This is a genomic window from Oceanobacillus chungangensis, assembly GCF_003369565.1.
GTDB lineage: Bacteria > Bacillota > Bacilli > Bacillales > Amphibacillaceae > Oceanobacillus > Oceanobacillus chungangensis.
The window spans coordinates 178,416-193,126 of record NZ_PIOD01000001.1 but is presented as its reverse complement, the minus strand read 5'-3'; the positions used below and the strand labels follow the sequence as shown (position 1 = coordinate 193,126).

Here is a 14,711-nt window from a genome sequence, read left to right as displayed (position 1 = left end):
AAAGGTAGTAAGCTATATAAAAGGTAAATAAATTAAAATAATAAAAGATAGTGAGGCAGAACTACTTATACAAGAATTCAAGAAGTTGTGTAATAGAAGTCCAGTTATTGCTGGCTTAATGGCAGTATTGCTAATTAAATTATATAAGCAGATTAGCTAAGAGGATATTTCTCAAGACATATTCGGCAAAATGGCCATTTAATAGAATAAAGCGATTTGAACTAACCTTAGAATAATAACTCATGAGTGCTATATGTTGAAGGGGTGACAACGTGAATATTAGATTAAGCAAGAAAACAGAAGTTAATAAATTAGTAGAAATATGGTACGAAGGTTCCTTAATAGCACACGACTTTATTGATAAGGATTATTGGAAATCACAGCAAACGGAGATGAAAGAAAAGTATCTTCCAATGTCTGAAACCTATGTTATAAGCAATGACAATGATGTTGTGGGCTTCGTATCAATGGTAAATAATTATTTGGCTGCATTATTTATTGATGTTAAGCACCAAGGTGAAGGATATGGAAAGGGATTGTTAAATTTTATAAAAAGACGAAGGGAAAATATACAATTAAATGTGTATAAGAAAAATAATAAAGCCGTTAACTTTTATTTGGAAAATGGTTTTGTAATAGAGAACGAATCATTAGACGAGCAGACTGGTGAGGAAGAATTTTTAATGGGATGGGAAAAGGGTTAAGTGAGATGATTAGTTAGATTATTTCGTTTTCCGTAAGGGCACGATTGTATAATAAGCGTCTCTATCCTTATTAAACTATATGGTGATAGTGAAACATGGCAATCCCTAATTTGTCGTTTTTCAGTAATTGCTACTATTAGAAAAATAGTTATTTAACTAAAGGGGAAGAAAATAAAATGTTTAAATCTGAAATTGTAAATAGAATAATATCTTTGGTTGTTTTTTTGATAATTGTATTCTTTGCATTATTTAATAATAACAATATTGTAAGTGACCCAATATTTTGGAGCATAGTGTTTGTATTTACTGCTTTTCATTTTTATGGAATCATCTATTCATTGAAGAAACAGAGGAATGATTCACTAGAGTAAACTTATCGCTATGGAAAATATTGTTTTTTCCGTGGCGTTTTTTATTAAGCTAATGGGTGCAATTATTAAATAAAGATAGTAGTATCCTATTTATAGTACTAAAAGGCACAGGTTAATCCAATAACTGTCCATCTTATTTTGTTATAATGAAAATAAACTCTATTGATTATTAGGAGATAAAATGTTTAAGAAAACGAAGGCTTGGGCGAAAAGTTTAAAGCGACAGATATTTATTCTTTACTATGCTTATAAAGATGCAAGAACACCCTGGTATGCTAAATTATTTACTGCTTGTGTGGTTGCTTATGCGTTCAGTCCAATTGACCTCATACCAGATTTTATACCTATTCTTGGCTATTTAGATGATGTAATTCTCCTTCCTATAGGGATATTGTTTGCGTTGAAAATGATACCGAAGAATGTATTAGTTGACTGTGAAGTTAAGGCAGAAGAAATGATGAAATATGGTAAACCGAAAAATTGGATAATCGGTTCAGTAATAGTATCAATTTGGGGTTTCATCATTATTTGGGCTATTATAAAAATTTATAACTTCTTCAGCGAACAGGTGCAAGAGTTAAACAAGGTGATCATTATATATGATCGCCTTTTTCTTCTGGATAATCCGATAAAATATTTAGAGTATTATGTTATCATTAAAGTATGCTAGCGGATTAAATTAGTTGAACCGGAGGGATTATATGACAAAAATTTGTTGGGGTGGAACAAGTGAAGTAGAAAAACAACAACCTCTAACCAGATCGCTAGAGAAAAATACGTAGATTTTTCCTGAATTTAACCTTTTATTTGAACGTCCTAATTGTTAAACAAAAGCGTGGTATCCAGAAAGCCAGGTGGACCATTTGCAAATTGCCCAAGAATATTTCAGCCTCTAAGTTATAACTGGTGTTATTGTACTAAATGGCAGGATTGTGGAAAGACCAGATAAATTTTTAATCAGCAATCGGGCCATTTTCTTAAAAACACTTAATAAGGTGATTTAAGTTAAAATATAACGAGTATTATCAGATAATTTATTTATTAATAGATAAGTAAAAAATAACGAATAGGGAAATGGGGGATTGAAAATGGATGTAAGATATCCAATTGGGAAACTACAAGTACCTGAAAAAGTAAAATTCGAAAATATTCAAGAATGGCTAAAGGAAATTGAATCTTACACGATTCGATTAAAAGAAACTCTCGACTCATTAAGTGATGAGGAATTAAGCAAAACTTATCGTGAAGGTAGCTGGACAGTTCGTCAACTTGTTCATCACATTGCAGATTCTCAGTTGAATATGTATCAACGTTTAAAGCTTGCTTTAACAGATGAAAATCCAACAGTGCCAGCTTTTGACCAAGAAAAGTGGGCTATTCAGCCGGATACAAAGCTTCCTGTAGAAAGTTCTATTAAAATGTTAGAAGGTATAAATCAGCGCATCGTATTTTTAGGAAATAGTTTAACTGAGGAGCAATTAGATCGAACTTTTATTCACCGCATAAACGGAAAAATAACAGTTGCATCAAAAGTTGCAAAGTTAGCCTGGCACGAGGAGCATCACTTAGCTCATATAAAAATCGCACTTAAAATCTGATATGAAAATCCCTTGATTCTCATATCTGCCTTATAAGATTTTGTAGCATCTGATAACAACATAGACTCACTCCAAAATTATTTTTAAAATAATCATATCCAAATCGCTGAATAAAATAATCTTGAGAATAATGATGGGTGAACTGATGATATTTAATGTTAAAATTGTTAGTTGTTATAAAGCTAACTGGACAGTTTAGTTTAATAAAGGGTGAACAAAAGGGTATTTTTAATGGTTAAACCATTGCAAATAAATGGAAGAACTTACCTGTCAAGTAATGCATAAGTATATGAAGAACACTGATTTCGTTCAAATTTTTGAATGGATCAGTGTTCTTTTGTGTAATCGACATATCATATTTTTCAGAAAAACTTTAATTAAACCATGTATTGAACAAAAACCCCTTTACAAAATTATATAGTTATTGTACAGTTGGTTACACAAGTATACAACCGTACAATCAACATGAGAAGAACTGAGGCAAAGAAAGGAGCATTTTTGTTGAAGCCAATATTAGATGAGTCATTGCCCATCTTTCAGCAAATTGCACAAATCGTAAGAGATGACATTGTTGAAGGACAGATAATAGAAGGAGAAAAAGTTCCATCTGAAAATGAACTATCAAATTTTTATAACATCAATAGGGCAACTGTGAGAAAAGGACTGCAGACTTTGGTTGATGAAGAAATCATTTATAAAAAACGTGGTATTGGGATGTTTGTTATGGAAGGAGCTAAAACAAAATTGTTAGACGAAAGGAAAAAACAGTATCGAAATGAATATATATTGCCACTGCTAGAAGAAGCAAAGCGATTGGGAATGAGTGTTGAGACTGTGATGACATTAATAAAACAGGAGGAGAGGAAATGATTCGAGTTGAGAATGTTACCTATAGCTATGGAGAAGAACCAATCCTTGAGGATATTTCTTTCAAAGAAAGGGAACATGGGATTACTGCTATTTGGGGACGGAATGGGGCTGGAAAAACGACATTAATGAAACTTCTTGCTGGGCATGAAAAGCCAAACAAAGGAATTGTTGAGATCAAGGGAACGGCCCCCTATAATCGTGCAGAAGTTGTTCAATATGTATGTTACATGCAAGAAGAGCATCCATTTAATACTATGTGGAATGTAAAGGATGCATTGCGTTTTGGACAGTATTATCATTCCAATTGGGATAGGGATATGGCTAATCGACTTTTAAAGATCTTTAGGCTGCATGAAAAGAAGAAAATATCAAAGTTATCAAAAGGAATGAAATCTGCTTTACAGTTCATCATTGGAATTTCCAGCAATGCAAAAATTACAATTCTGGATGAACCTAGTAATGGATTAGATGCTAATATGCGTAAAAAAATGCATCAAATTTTGCGAGAAAGTCAGGAGGAACGATTGTTTTTAATATCTACGCATCATATAGAAGAAATCCAACCGATATGTGACTCAATTGCTGTTATTCATGATAAAAAAGTATTCATACATGAACCTATTGATGAACTGAGAGAGAATGGAATCTGGTTGGCAGGAGGAAAAGATAATATAAAAGAAGTGATTGAAGGAGAATATGTTTTAGAAGTAAGTGAATTAGGATCTAGATTAAAAGTAATGGTTGATGTACCTTTTAATGAAAAATGGAAAGAAATTGCATCTTTAAAAGGACTTTCAATAGAAAAAGTAAAACTACAAGATTATTTGCTAAATAAGACGGAGGAGGAAGAGTAAGTATGAATTCTTTATATGGAACATTTCGTTTAGTATCAGAGGAATTCTTATTTTTTCTAGGAAAATTTGCGTTACTCTACATTACGATTCCATTGACCTTATGTTGGGCATTGATTGGATATATATTTGGACTTGGAGATGAAGTATTAGCCTCCATTTCAGGTCCGACTTATATTTTTATTATAATATTTGGAGTAAATGGATATAGGACACTATATCCAGTAGCGATTGGCATGGGAAGTACCAGAGTACAACTGCTCAAAGTATTTATTGGTTTAGGTACTTTAGGAGTTGTTATAAGCATTACATTTCTCAATGTGTTGCAATATATTTTAAAAACTTTATATCTCCAATGGGAAATTGGAGCGAATATTTTCCATCCGGGAGTATTCCTAGTAGATGGTTATCATTTCTTCGCTTATTTATGGATTGATCTTATGTTTGGACTCTTCTTGTTCGGCGTGCCTTTTCTACTTTATAGTATAAACTTCCGTTTAGGAATGCGAAAATTTATAATTATTCTCATGTTGTTGTCAGCTACTTTCATGGTTTTATATTATGGCGGTTATTTAAGCAATAGTATGGAATGGTTTTTAGGGTTGGATTTAGATATTTTGGGAATGACATTAATTACTTTATTAGGATTATGTAGCGTTGGAGCATTATTATTAACCTATCCGATTATGCGAAATGCTTCGTTAAAACCAAAGTCAAGAAAGGATTAATCTGGCAATGTTTGTTTCAGTATTTGGATAATATAGCTTGCAAATCACATAAATGATGCAAGCCTTCTTATTCAATGTATGATTAAAGGAGAAATTGATATTCAACAAACTGGTGCAAGAGTTCAGCAAGGCGGTTATCAAAATAATCGTCTTTTTTATTTGAATATTATGTTAGTATTAAAGCAAAGAGTTAACAAGAAGTTAATAAAGATTAGTTAGGGGTGGAAAGATGATTTATTATGCAACAACACAAAGGGTGGCACAGTTCTTTTTTTCGCATTTGTAACGTGGGGACTATTAACGGGTAGGGATTATCCGAAATACATTATTTTCCCAATTTTTATGCGATTTAAGTTTAGAATAGCGGAAGAATCTCTGGCTTTTGAAATACTTATTTCATTTCTTAACAATATATAAAAAGGAAGTTCACATTAACCAGGTAGTTGGAATGAAATTTAAACGTGTCGGTTGGGCGAAAAAATCTGTAATCGTGCAAATTAACAAAGGTTTTAATTTTAGGATCGCTAATTTCCATCCAGAGCAAATTTATAATGGATTAATTGATTTTGCTGCTAAATATGAAATACCAATTTCAAATCCAGAATTATTTAATTTTAGAGAAATAAAATGAGATTCTTGTTGTACTAAATCGCTAATTGAAGCTATTTTCTTATTGTATTAACTGATGTGTTAATTCAAGAAAGACGTTGTTTATGTAAAAGATATTTTACTAAAGGGGCAGGATTGTTGAAAATGGACAAGAAAAGTAAAGGTTTTAGAATAAAGTAAAATTAAGGGATATGGAGGATAGTGAAAATGCCAGAAATAAACCATAAAACCTACATTAAAGTACCATTAAAAGAAGTATATAAAACAGTTTCAACATCTCAAGGTTGGAATGCTTGGTTTACAGATGACACATCTTTAGAGATTAACCCAAATGGAACTGGTGAAATACGATTGAGATGGGCAAATTTTGGTAGTGAAAATGTGAATATTGAAGATGGTGGGAAGATACTTGAAGCAATTCCAAACAAAAGGTTTGTTTTTCAATGGTCACCAGGAGAACAAAATTCAACAGTAACTTTTAAACTTGAGCCTTATAAAGACGGAACATTAGTAGTTCTAAATGAGATAGGCTATACAAATTCAGAAAAAGATTTAAAAGCCTGTATTGGATGTGCAGTAGGTTGGGGAGAAGCATTAACGCTACTAAAGATATACTTAGAGTACGGAATTGTATATAAACAGGATATTTAAATCCTAAGTCATACTTATTTTAGGGGAAAATTGGAAAATGTTCCATTTTAAGTATGATTTATGGAGTTTTCTTTCATTCGATTTGTAAAAATTAAATGGGAATACAGAAAAAAATTAAAAGGAGTATTGGTTTATGGTAAAAAGACTATCTATGTTTTTAATGATTATGATATTAGCTATTGTTGCTTTATTATTAGCTGCTAAAAATCCAACAGGTCCTAATACTGTTTCATTCGATGAACCATTAAATCTGTTGATGTCTCTCGGAACACTAATACTGCTATTATTACCACCTTTGATTTTATCGTTTTTTAATCATCTTGTACTAAATATTATTTCTGCTATTTACCAAGCCTTTATAGTATTGACCTTTTTAGGTCTTATTATAGTAGGTTTTGTGATTCCTAGTATTTGGATAATTGCCATTGGTACTCTAGGTACAATTGTTGGTATTACTAGTATCGTTATAACTATACTAGAGGGGTTAAAGAAAGTCGAAAAATCCAATTCCTATAATTGATTTTTCTAAAGAGGATTTAATGAATAAATTGGGTGAAATTTATTTGATTTGTATGTAAAAGTCTAAGTTTGTGAATAAACTTACTTAAAATAAAGAGGCAGGTTAGTTCAAGAATAATGTAAATCAGTTTTGGCCACCATCTAAGAATGTAAAAAATCGATGAGAGTAAGTATTCTTATCGATTTTTTAATTTGAATTATTCGAAAAAAAATTTCTGTTATTTTTCCTGTTGGAATTGTTTTAGGGAGTTGAAAAAGTTGTGACTTTCAAATTTTTTACATATAATTACTATGAAATTTGTTATTGTAATGCAAAAATGGCAGGTGCTACCATGGCGGCTGAATCTCTTAAATACTTTCATAGTTCGTCGTATTTATCTGAATTTGCTTCGATTAAATATGCACCCGTAACCATTGCAGCACTCATTAAAATTGAACAAAGACCACCTATAACCTCATCATTAAATGATGAAGAATGATTTACAAGATTCTGGGACTACATATCATTTGAGCCTTATAAAAGAGTTATTCGGTAATTAATTCAAAAATTAAATAACATTATTTCTACCCCGTCCATTTGTATGGACGGGGTAATGCGCTTTTGTGGATTTAAAATTAGACAACTTTAATATTGTATAGTGTAATTCAACAACACATTCAAAAATAGGTTGAATATGCTGGTAATACTACAAATGATATTTAGATTGGAGTGAAGGATTGTGATACAACTAGCAGGGATGCAGTTTCAACAAAGTGGTATGTGGCCATCTGATAGTATTGAAAGTGTAATCATTCAACGAATGCAGGAAGTTCCAATCGTTTATTCGTATCAATCCATGGATGAATTATCGTTTGAACTTAAGTTGCGAAAAAACATCATAGAAAGTTCAAGGACCATGGATCAAGGCTATTCACCGTTTGCTAGCTTAGCAAATTCTCGTTGTAACCCCAAATATTGGCTATTGACAGATGCCGGCGGATTCCGATTAAGGGATGATGTAGAACCAGCTGATGCTATTCGAGACATTTACAAAAATAGTTCACTTTATGCGTTTGAATGTGCTACTGCAATAATAATTATCTATTACTATGCCGTACTAAACAGTATTAATGAACATTCATTTAATCAATTATTCCAAAATCTCTATTTATATAGCTGGCATTCTGATTCTGATCTTGGAATACACGACATTCATACGAGTCATTTCTTACCTGGGGATGTCGTCTACTTTAATAATCCGAATTTTAATCTAGAAACCCCTTGGTGGCGAGGAGAAAATGCCGTAGTTCTCGAAGATGGCACATATTTTGGGCATGGAATTGGGATAAGGAACGCTGAACAAATGATTCAAGCTCTAAATAAGACAAGAATGCCAGGGAGTAATCAATCAGCCTATCTGACAAATTTAGTCACAAGACTATCGTTTAAACATTTGGCGAAATATTCGATGCTGACACGAGGTTATATCAATCATAAAATTCAACCTATCTTATTTCACCATAACGAAAGTTCAATTTCATATAATCGATACCTATACTATTTAAATATGATTTATAATCAGATAGGCTATATAAACTTATTCCCATGAACAATAATGTTAAGTGATAAATAAGTTTTATCTCTTTCGTGTTTACTTACTTTTTGCTTCTCACAAAGATTAATCGCTTGTTGTTACAGGAAAAGTGCTTGAAAAAGTTTGCAAACAAAGAAGCGGTTTTACGTTAACAATACAAAAAGCTGATTTTCTTGTAAAAGGGATAATCAGCTTTTTTGGTTATTTCGTTTTATTCGCTATAGTGGTGGGAGTAAAATTCCATAGCATTTCTCAAAATAACGCTGTGCACTACCACCAGCATTTGGGTAATCGACAAAATACCTATTTTTATCATCGTCTAATTGCTGAAACTGATGTTGTGATTGTGGACGAAGAGGGACTGGTTGATAAGGTGATTGCGGACAAAAATATGGAAAATGCATGTAAGAATTCCTCCTAATTATAGTTAGTTACAGCATAATATATAGTGAACGAACTACAATTGTGATTATAAGAATGCTTCGGATATAGAACACTCTCAATATTTTGTATCAGCGATAACCAATCTAGGTTCAGATATTCCTCTTTTTAGATAGACATTAATACTTTAAGCAATTCTCAGATTTGAAGATAAGTTAAAAACAGCTCAATCTATTGCTTTAACCTTGTCATCTTTTCATAAATAGAAAAGTAAACGATTTTGGTGAGCTTAAAAAAATAATAGAGATAATTGTCTATATTTGCTGTCTAAAGATTTATTATTTGAATTTATTAAAAAATCATTAAATTCAAGAAGGAGATAAAGAATAACAATAGAATATAAGTAATAATGGGAAGGTGATATGATGGATCAATTTATTGATGTGTTGGATGAAAAAACATTAGCTAGCTATCCACAACAGCCACATGGTGGAAAATTGGTGAATCGAGTTCTTGCAGGGAATGAGCTTGATGAAGCGAGGAATAGGGCAAAACAGTTACCTATAATTATGGTAGATTTGGAGGCTGTCATTACACTTGAAATGATAGCAACAGGGGTATTGTCTCCTAATGAAGGATTTATGGATGAGGAAGATTACAAGTCTGTTCTTACGAAGGGCCGCTTAAAAAATGGAGTAGTTTGGCCTGTCCCACTTAGTTTCGCACCAACTGGTGACCGAAATCAGCAAGTTATTAAGACACTATCAGTTGGGGATGAAGTCGCTCTTGCTGATGAAACGAGAGAACCCGTCGCCATTCTTAAGTTGAATGATATCTTTCATTATGATCGGGAGTTCCGCGCAACCCATCTTTTCGGCACAAATGACCGTAACCACCCTGGAGTCGATTCAATCTATCGTCGAATGGGGGATACTGCTTTAGCTGGTCCAATTCAATTGCTTCGTCGGGTTCATTGGGGTCCATTTGAAGATATTCGAATGGAGCCGAAAGAAACATGGAAGTTATTTTATACGGAAAAAAAATTTAAATCAGTTGGTGGATTTATTACAGGAGCAAATCCTTTACATCGCGGACACGAGTATATTCATCGAAATGCATTAGAAGAGTTAGATGGATTATTTGTTCAGCCCTTGGTCGAAATGGCAAAGCGTGAATATACTAGACATGAGTTTCGGATGTTATCTTACCGCAGTGTGTTGGATACATATTATCCAAAGGAAAGAACAATTCTTGCACCACTCCGGGTTACCTATATCTTTGCTGGCCCACGGGAAGCGGTCCTGCATGCATTGATTATGAAAAACTATGGATGTACACATGCCCTAATAGGACGAGATCACGCGGGTATTGGTGATTATTATGAAAAATATGCGAGCCATACGATTTTTGATGAATTTAGACCGGAGGAATTAGGGATTGATATCCGCCTATTTCATGAAGTGTTTTATTGCACGCGTTGCAGCACACAGGCAACGGGGCATACATGTCCACATGATGAGCAATATCGTATTAATATTTCGGGTACAGGAATTCGCGAGTTGCTTCGATATGGGGTGCTACCACCAAAGGAAATCGTGAGACCTGAATCAGCTCGAATTGCGATGCAGGGCGTACAGCCAAAAGGTTTTGATGAGAATAATATGGCCATCTCTCCAGTTGGCAAAACGATAAATAGTATTTTCCCTTATTATTTAACAAGGTCAAGAATAGGCGGTCCCAAACGGAGAAAATCGCTTGAGGTTGAAGAATTGACGATAGAGGATTTAGAAACTGTTATTACGGATGCGCGTGATAATGCGGATAAGATTTATAAGGATATTTTTGAAGAGTATAGCTATGTTTCTGATACGCTTCGTAGCGCACAGCCTGATTGGGTGGCATCTACTAGAGAATCGATTCATAGACAACAAGAAATGGTCGTTGAGTATTTAGAAGAAAAGGTGAATAAAGCACTAGATAAAGCTTCGGATGAATTTATGTATCAAGATAAATCTGAAGCGGAACGTGAATTAGAAGTTGCACGTAAAATCTTTGATGATATTCCGTCACCACTTCGTCAGGAGGACTTACAATATCGAGTTTGGAATCCACTGCCATACAAACGATATCGGGGTAGTGATGAGGATTAAAAAAATAGAAAAAACAAAAATCACTCGCAATATGTGAGTGATTTTTGATACAGCCTTTCATCCCTGAAAAATTTGTGAGGAAATACACTTAAACTGGAAGTTAAGCACAATAAGAAGATCCTCACATATGAGGGTCTTTTTTAACTAATGGAGTGAGTGAAATTAATTTTATAAGTGATTATTAAGTAAATGGAAGAGGAGATATTTTTAATGGAATTTACTCATACTCGGTTACTTGTAGATAATTATAAAGAATGTTTAATATTTTATAGAAATGCATTGGGATTTGATGTTACTTGGGGAGATGAAAGTTCTAATTATGCTGATTTCAAATTTAATGGTACTACTTTAGGTGTTTTTGAACGTAAACAGATGGTTGAAGCTAATGGTGAAGATTTTTCTACGGTTATTGAAAAGGCTGATAGAACAGCTTTAATTTTTAAAGTGAAAAGCGTGGAAGAGACATATCAAGAATTAAAAAGGAAGGTAGAGTTTATTACTAAACCGACTGAACAAGAGGATTGGGGCATTAAGGTAGCTCAATTTAGGGATCCTGCTGGTTCACTTATAGAAATTTACGAACGATCTAAAATAAACAACTCATATATACACATTTTCATTAAATTAACGCGTGCAAGTTTAACAGGGCGATTATCAAAACACTTGTGCTGAAATGATAAGACATATATTAGAATGAGAGTTTCTTTACCATCAGGTTTTTATGGGAGGGGGCAGTGGAGCGTAAAAAATTTGTCTAATCCTTTTGATGCAAAAGAATTTACAACAGTTGAAGATGAATTAGGATTTCCCCAACCTAATCGTGAAAATTTCCTTAGTTACATAAAGTCAATCAATCCCAGTGATTTAGAAAATATAAAAGTAGACCGTTCTGATGTAGGGTAGTTAGAACACTTGGTGATATGTTATTGTGTATTGCTTATCACGAATCTATTCACACAGGACAACTATTAGATTATATGAGAACAATGGATATTGATAGACCACAAATTTGGGATTAATTATTTATTTCAACCCTTTGTATTGTGCTCATCAATACAAGTATTTGGAGGAACTTCCTCTCTTATGAAAGGTGCTTGGTTACTATGAATGAACATTTTACAATAAATGGATCCAAGAACCTAATTGAGTTGCAAAAGATAGTACGAAAAATGAAAATGGGATAATTAAATTGATAGTAAATTCGGATGTGGCAAAGTATATCGTCAAAGAATTTTATGAACCAACGAGAGAAACACTATCTGATGTCAATCCATACTAAACAAAACTTCAAAACCACTAAGATACGGCTGATTCTATCACAGTCAATGTATTATCTGTTGAATTTAGATTTACATTAGCACCTATTGGAATAGCAGCTTTATAAAAGCCGTGACCTGAAGTAAGGTTGATTAACAGTGGTTTTCCTAAGGGGACTAATAAAGTATTAATTAAATCTTCATATGTTGTATCATAAGATACAAGGCAATTCGTACATTCTCCTAAAATAATACCAATACAATCCTGAAATTTACCTGACATTAGTAATTGAGTTAAATACCTAAAAATCATGTTAGTTGGAGAGTGGGTTTCTTCTAAAAAGAGAATTTTTCCTTTTGTATTAATTTCATATGGTGTACCAAGTGCATTTACTAACGAAGTCATATTTCCGCCTACTATTGGACCTGTTACATTTCCGGGCACTAAACCATTCAGGGCTATGTTTGATGGATTTTGGATTAACCTGGGAGAATTCAATGTAGAAGTTGCTTCAAAAAATTGATTGAAGTTATAAGCAGGTGTTTCTGGCCTGAAGTCAATAAGCATCAGACTATGGAATGTAATTAAATTACTGGATTGATATAAACTATTTAATAATACTGTTATGTCACTATATCCAGATATAATTTTAGGGTTCTGTCTTATGACTTCAAAATCTAGGTAAGGAAGAATGGTCTGAACTCCAGTCCCTCCACGGGTGGCAAGGATCATCTTGACACTCGGATCTCTGAACATATTCATTAAATCATCTGCTCTTTGTTCAGCTGATGCCGCTACAATGCCATCAGAAGAATAAACATACCTGCCAAAAACGATATCAAAGCCCATATTTCTCAAGAACTGTACCCTGGTATTAATAATATTCGCATCAAGAGGGCTGCCAAGTGTAACTAATCCAATTGTATCTCCTCTTTGTAACAACGAGGGTCTTATTGCCATATTTTTCACGCCCTCTCCACAATTAAAATCTATTGATAATAAAAGGTATTATAAAGTGATTTGAAATATGTCATTTTAAAATAAATACTAATAAATACAAAAACATTTAATGTACAGTACGAAGAAAAATCTGTAATAAAAGCGTATTTACTTGTTCAACTATTTGGTGCTTTGACCTATCAAGGAGAGATCAGCAATAGGGCGGTGTTTTTTTGACTATAGGGGAAGATTGGTTTAATAAGATACCTGCTCGTTCCTTGCTAGTTCATGTTCGATAGGCTGATTCTCTTCAAATTCTTCCACGTTCACTAAAAATTAATACTCCCGGAAGTAAAAAAGGAGTTGCTGAAATGATTGGTTAGTCATTTTTTTCGCGATTTTGGACATCCTCTTAATATGTAGCTTAATATGCAAATTGTTAAGGAGGAAAGACGATGAGGGAAGAAAATGAAGAGTTAACGGAAGTTAAGCGTTAAACAAATACTTGAAGCAAATGAAGCAGAAATTCATAAAAAGTAGAGAAACATATTTTTACCAGCCAATAAATGAATAATGATTTTATTTTATTCAGGAAATCGGCGCTTTACTATCTAGCTAAGATTAAAGTACAACGGCAATAGGAATGGAGGCGGAAAATGAAACATATTTTGTTTATCACCTTATCAGTATTTTGTATTGCTTTATTAACCGCTTGTGGCGGGCAAACAAATGAAACAAAAAATACAGTTGAAAAAAATGTTATACAGAATGATAAAGGTGAAACAACTAATATGGATAATCTCAGTCCACTTAATAATACACGAGAACAATATAAAATGAAGTCGGATATGGCAAAATTGGATTTCAGTGAAATTGATTTAGAGGTATCTTTTGGGGAGCAAAAAGAGTATGAAGCTGAGATCAATTACGATAACTCAGGTTTTATCGGAGGGCAAGTTGATGATGAGATAAATAATGAACACCTAAGGGGGAAAGCTGCATTCGACAGTATTTATACAAAAGTTAAAAACGTGACTATTTCTAAGGACACGAACAAAAGGGATGTTATCGATCAAATTCTAAAGTCATTTGACCTCCCGGCAGACTATATTCAATTCGATTTGGAAATCATCCTCAATGATGGAACTGAATTGGAATATTTAGATTTAAAATGAGACAGCGGAAGAAAAAGCCTCTTGGTTTGTTTTGTACTTTATCAGACTTCAGATCTTCTCGAATATTATTTAAGTATTAATTTTTAACAATTGGGCGCGCGATTGTTGAATAGCATCATTTTTATTAAGCTAACTGGTGCTATAATTAAATTAGAGATAGTTTCCTTATTCAATAACACAGCAGTTTAGTGGAAGAAACATCAATATTTAATACTATAAAATAACTGGTTGTGAAGTAGTATTTGAATATTGGGAGGAAGAAGGAATGATTTCTTTCTTTTGAAGCAATGCACCGAAGAGATGGAATAATCAAATAATTACCTTTACCCATCAA

Annotated in this window: 16 protein-coding genes and 1 pseudogene; 15 read left to right on the top strand and 2 right to left on the bottom strand. The window is 33.1% G+C overall.

Annotated features, from left to right (window positions below; all coding sequences use genetic code 11):
- Positions 1-272: 272 nt before the first annotated feature.
- From CWR45_RS01075 to CWR45_RS01020, 11 genes and pseudogenes are all read left to right on the top strand, one after another.
- Positions 273-704: an N-acetyltransferase gene (locus CWR45_RS01075; RefSeq protein ID WP_115747942.1), complete on the top strand. Its 432-nt coding sequence runs from the start codon at positions 273-275 to the stop codon at positions 702-704.
- 621 nt (positions 705-1,325) lie between these two features.
- Positions 1,326-1,473 (top strand): annotated as a pseudogene (locus CWR45_RS20430) (YkvA family protein); the annotation flags it as partial.
- 690 nt (positions 1,474-2,163) lie between these two features.
- Complete coding sequence (locus tag CWR45_RS01060; protein WP_115747939.1) at positions 2,164-2,673, top strand: YfiT family bacillithiol transferase; 510 nt, start codon at positions 2,164-2,166, stop codon at positions 2,671-2,673.
- Between the two features lie 501 nt (positions 2,674-3,174).
- Positions 3,175-3,543: a GntR family transcriptional regulator gene (locus CWR45_RS01055; RefSeq protein WP_115747938.1), complete on the top strand. Its 369-nt coding sequence runs from the start codon at positions 3,175-3,177 to the stop codon at positions 3,541-3,543.
- Positions 3,540-4,397: an ATP-binding cassette domain-containing protein gene (locus CWR45_RS01050; RefSeq protein WP_115747937.1), complete on the top strand. Its 858-nt coding sequence runs from the start codon at positions 3,540-3,542 to the stop codon at positions 4,395-4,397. The genes CWR45_RS01055 and CWR45_RS01050 overlap by 4 nt, the downstream gene beginning before the upstream one ends.
- Positions 4,398-4,399: 2 nt before the next feature.
- The gene (locus tag CWR45_RS01045; protein ID WP_115747936.1) at positions 4,400-5,122 is read left to right on the top strand and encodes a hypothetical protein; all 723 of its coding nucleotides are present in this window, start codon (positions 4,400-4,402) and stop codon (positions 5,120-5,122) included.
- Between the two features lie 448 nt (positions 5,123-5,570).
- Entirely contained in the window at positions 5,571-5,753 is a 183-nt protein-coding gene (locus CWR45_RS01040; protein ID WP_147294817.1) for a hypothetical protein, read from the top strand.
- A 185-nt stretch (positions 5,754-5,938) separates the two neighbouring features.
- Complete coding sequence (locus CWR45_RS01035) at positions 5,939-6,382, top strand: SRPBCC family protein (RefSeq protein ID WP_115747934.1); 444 nt, start codon at positions 5,939-5,941, stop codon at positions 6,380-6,382.
- A 133-nt stretch (positions 6,383-6,515) separates the two neighbouring features.
- Complete coding sequence (locus CWR45_RS01030) at positions 6,516-6,902, top strand: hypothetical protein (protein WP_115747933.1); 387 nt, start codon at positions 6,516-6,518, stop codon at positions 6,900-6,902.
- Positions 6,903-7,233: 331 nt separating this feature from the next.
- Complete coding sequence (locus tag CWR45_RS19655) at positions 7,234-7,380, top strand: hypothetical protein (RefSeq protein ID WP_170138757.1); 147 nt, start codon at positions 7,234-7,236, stop codon at positions 7,378-7,380.
- 240 nt (positions 7,381-7,620) lie between these two features.
- Entirely contained in the window at positions 7,621-8,490 is an 870-nt protein-coding gene (locus CWR45_RS01020; RefSeq protein ID WP_115747931.1) for a protein-glutamine gamma-glutamyltransferase, read from the top strand.
- A 203-nt stretch (positions 8,491-8,693) separates the two neighbouring features.
- On the opposite strand, the gene CWR45_RS01015 is transcribed toward CWR45_RS01020, so the two are convergent.
- Positions 8,694-8,879 carry a hypothetical protein gene (locus CWR45_RS01015; RefSeq protein ID WP_115747930.1) on the bottom strand — a complete coding sequence of 62 codons (186 nt, stop codon included), beginning with the start codon at positions 8,877-8,879 and terminating at the stop codon, positions 8,694-8,696.
- 402 nt (positions 8,880-9,281) lie between these two features.
- On the opposite strand from CWR45_RS01015, the gene CWR45_RS01010 reads away from it, so the two are divergent.
- The 3 genes from CWR45_RS01010 (at position 9,282) to CWR45_RS20015 (ending at position 11,909) form a co-directional block, all read left to right on the top strand.
- Entirely contained in the window at positions 9,282-11,006 is a 1,725-nt protein-coding gene (locus CWR45_RS01010) for a sulfate adenylyltransferase (RefSeq protein ID WP_115747929.1), read from the top strand.
- A 210-nt stretch (positions 11,007-11,216) separates the two neighbouring features.
- Positions 11,217-11,678, top strand: coding sequence for a VOC family protein (locus CWR45_RS01005; protein WP_115747928.1), 462 nt, complete (start codon positions 11,217-11,219; stop codon positions 11,676-11,678).
- A 78-nt stretch (positions 11,679-11,756) separates the two neighbouring features.
- A complete protein-coding gene (locus tag CWR45_RS20015) occupies positions 11,757-11,909 on the top strand; it encodes a hypothetical protein (RefSeq protein WP_245975305.1) in 153 nt (50 codons plus the stop codon).
- A 393-nt stretch (positions 11,910-12,302) separates the two neighbouring features.
- On the opposite strand, the gene CWR45_RS00995 is transcribed toward CWR45_RS20015, so the two are convergent.
- A complete protein-coding gene (locus tag CWR45_RS00995; protein WP_115747927.1) occupies positions 12,303-13,223 on the bottom strand; it encodes a S66 peptidase family protein in 921 nt (306 codons plus the stop codon).
- A 635-nt stretch (positions 13,224-13,858) separates the two neighbouring features.
- Between CWR45_RS00995 and CWR45_RS00990 the strand changes: the two genes are divergently transcribed.
- Complete coding sequence (locus tag CWR45_RS00990; protein WP_115747926.1) at positions 13,859-14,377, top strand: YusW family protein; 519 nt, start codon at positions 13,859-13,861, stop codon at positions 14,375-14,377.
- Positions 14,378-14,711: the final 334 nt, after the last annotated feature.

Excerpts from the sequence above, each read along its gene's own strand:
- CWR45_RS01050 (WP_115747937.1), top strand. The coding sequence starts at position 3,540 with ATGATTCGAGTTGAGAATGTTACCTATAGCTATGGAGAAGAACCAATC.
- CWR45_RS01015 (WP_115747930.1), bottom strand. The coding sequence starts at position 8,879 with ATGCATTTTCCATATTTTTGTCCGCAATCACCTTATCAACCAGTCCCT.
- CWR45_RS00995 (WP_115747927.1), bottom strand. The coding sequence starts at position 13,223 with ATGGCAATAAGACCCTCGTTGTTACAAAGAGGAGATACAATTGGATTA.
- CWR45_RS01060 (WP_115747939.1), top strand. The coding sequence starts at position 2,164 with ATGGATGTAAGATATCCAATTGGGAAACTACAAGTACCTGAAAAAGTA.
- CWR45_RS01035 (WP_115747934.1), top strand. The coding sequence starts at position 5,939 with ATGCCAGAAATAAACCATAAAACCTACATTAAAGTACCATTAAAAGAA.
- CWR45_RS01045 (WP_115747936.1), top strand. The coding sequence starts at position 4,400 with ATGAATTCTTTATATGGAACATTTCGTTTAGTATCAGAGGAATTCTTA.
- CWR45_RS00990 (WP_115747926.1), top strand. The coding sequence starts at position 13,859 with ATGAAACATATTTTGTTTATCACCTTATCAGTATTTTGTATTGCTTTA.
- CWR45_RS19655 (WP_170138757.1), top strand. The coding sequence starts at position 7,234 with ATGGCGGCTGAATCTCTTAAATACTTTCATAGTTCGTCGTATTTATCT.
- CWR45_RS01005 (WP_115747928.1), top strand. The coding sequence starts at position 11,217 with ATGGAATTTACTCATACTCGGTTACTTGTAGATAATTATAAAGAATGT.
- CWR45_RS01040 (WP_147294817.1), top strand. The coding sequence starts at position 5,571 with ATGAAATTTAAACGTGTCGGTTGGGCGAAAAAATCTGTAATCGTGCAA.
- CWR45_RS01030 (WP_115747933.1), top strand. The coding sequence starts at position 6,516 with ATGGTAAAAAGACTATCTATGTTTTTAATGATTATGATATTAGCTATT.
- CWR45_RS01010 (WP_115747929.1), top strand. The coding sequence starts at position 9,282 with ATGGATCAATTTATTGATGTGTTGGATGAAAAAACATTAGCTAGCTAT.